This is a genomic window from Paracoccus litorisediminis (genome assembly GCF_009711205.1).
Taxonomy (GTDB): domain Bacteria; phylum Pseudomonadota; class Alphaproteobacteria; order Rhodobacterales; family Rhodobacteraceae; genus Paracoccus; species Paracoccus litorisediminis.
Genome location: NZ_WMIG01000052.1, coordinates 1 through 1,883, shown reverse-complemented (window position 1 = coordinate 1,883; position 1,883 = coordinate 1). Strand labels below are relative to the sequence as shown.

General features: G+C 67.4%; 3 protein-coding genes. All 3 read left to right on the top strand.

Features of this window, described 5'->3' with window-relative positions; genetic code table 11:
• Window positions 1-99 precede the first annotated feature (99 nt).
• Window positions 100-891: a septum site-determining protein MinC gene (gene minC, locus GL300_RS25970; protein WP_343043228.1), complete on the top strand. Its 792-nt coding sequence runs from the start codon at window positions 100-102 to the stop codon at window positions 889-891.
• A gap of 22 nt (window positions 892-913) precedes the next feature.
• Window positions 914-1,729 carry a septum site-determining protein MinD gene (gene minD / locus GL300_RS25965; protein WP_192339026.1) on the top strand — a complete coding sequence of 272 codons (816 nt, stop codon included), beginning with the start codon at window positions 914-916 and terminating at the stop codon, window positions 1,727-1,729.
• Between the two features lie 2 nt (window positions 1,730-1,731).
• Window positions 1,732-1,883, top strand: a 152-nt coding sequence (gene minE / locus GL300_RS25960; RefSeq protein ID WP_155042565.1) for a cell division topological specificity factor MinE, incomplete at its 3' end; no start/stop codon positions are given.

Sequence of the window (1,883 nt, the reverse complement as noted above, 5' to 3'; positions counted from 1 at the left end):
TCCTGTTCGTGATGGACGCGGGTTTTTTGTCGGTCTAGGGTTGTCATCAAAATCCGGACTGCGGGCTGTTCGCGTTCGGGATAACAGGCAGAGACAGGCGTGCAGTCACAGCGAAGCGAGGCGACCGCGGGGCAGCCGGTCGCGACCACCGTCAAGCCCCTTCAATTCCGTGGTCGGTCGCTGACCGCGGTGGCGCTGCATCTGTCCGGGCGGGCGGATGGCGACTTTCTGGCGGCGCTCGAAGCGCGGCTGCGCCAGACGCCGCTGTTTTTCGAGAACGCGCCGCTGGTGCTGGATCTGACCGAGGCCGAGGGGCTGGACGGCTTTGAGGCCATGGCCAATCTGGCGGGGGAATTGCGCAGCCGCCGACTCTCGGTCTTTGGCGTGCAGAATGCCAGCGCCGCGCAGGCGCAGGCGGCGCAGGCGGCGGGGCTGATCGTGCTGCCCTCGGGCCGCGATGTCGGGCTGGAGCGGGTCGGTCAGGCGCAGGCCGCGGCGCAGGTCGTGGCCCGGACCCGACCCGGACGCGGCAAGCCCGAGCCCGAACCGGCGCCGAAGGAACCGCAGGCGCGGCTGATCACCCAGCCGGTACGCTCGGGGCAGACGGTCTTTGCCGATCGCGGCGATCTGGTGATCATCGGCCCGGTCAGTTCCGGGGCCGAGGTCATCGCGACCGGCAATATCCACATCTATGGCCGGCTGCGCGGGCGGGCGCTGGCCGGGGTCAATGGCGACACCTCGGCGCGGATCTTCTGCCATGCGCTGGATGCCGAACTGCTGGCCATTGCCGGGCTTTATCGCACCAGCGAGACGCTGGGCCCGGACATTCCGCGCGACTTCGTGCAGGTCTATCTCGAGGGCGAGAAGCTGTGCGTCGCCCCGCTCAAGTAACCCGGATGGAAAGGAAGCGTTCGTGAGCAAGGTCATCGTAGTCACTTCCGGCAAGGGCGGCGTGGGCAAGACCACCTCCTCGGCCGCGATCAGCGCCGGGCTCGCGATGCGCGGGCACAAGACCGTGGTCGTGGATTTCGACGTCGGTCTGCGCAATCTGGACATGATCATGGGCTGCGAGCGCCGGGTCGTGTTCGACTTCATCAACGTCATTCAGGGCGACGCCAAGCTGAAGCAGGCGCTGATCAAGGACCGGCGGCTGGACAACCTGTTCGTGCTGCCGACCTCGCAGACCCGCGACAAGGACGCGCTGACCGAAGAGGGGGTCAAGGCGGTTCTGGACGAGCTGCGTCAGGAATTCGACTATATCATCTGCGACAGCCCGGCGGGCATCGAGCGCGGCGCGCATCTGGCGATGTATTTCGCCGATGAGGCCGTGGTCGTCACCAATCCCGAGGTCAGCTCGGTGCGCGACAGCGATCGGGTGCTGGGGCTGCTGAACAGCAAGACCCACCGCGCCGAAAAGGGCGAGGGCACGGTCAAGGCGCAGCTGCTGCTGACCCGTTTCGACCCCGCCCGCGTCGCCGGTGGCGAGATGATGAGCACCGAGGACGTGCTGGAAATTCTGGCCATCCCGCTGCTGGGCATCATCCCGGAAAGCTCGACGGTGCTGAAGGCCTCGAACGTCGGCATGCCGGTGGTGCTGGACGAGAAATCGGCCGCGGGCCGTGCCTATGAGGACGCGGTCGGCCGGCTCTTGGGCGAGCAGATCGAGATGCGTTTCGATGCCCCCGAGCGCCGCGGCTTCCTGCAGCGGCTGCTGAAGCGGACGGCATGACCATGTTCGGCATCAGCTTCCGCCCCCGCAAGCCGAACCCCGCCCAGACCGCCAAGGAGCGGCTGCAGATCCTGCTGGCTCATGAACGCGCCGGCGGCACCAGCCCGGATTTCCTGCCGCTGCTGCAGCGCGACATCCTCGAGGTCGTCCGCCG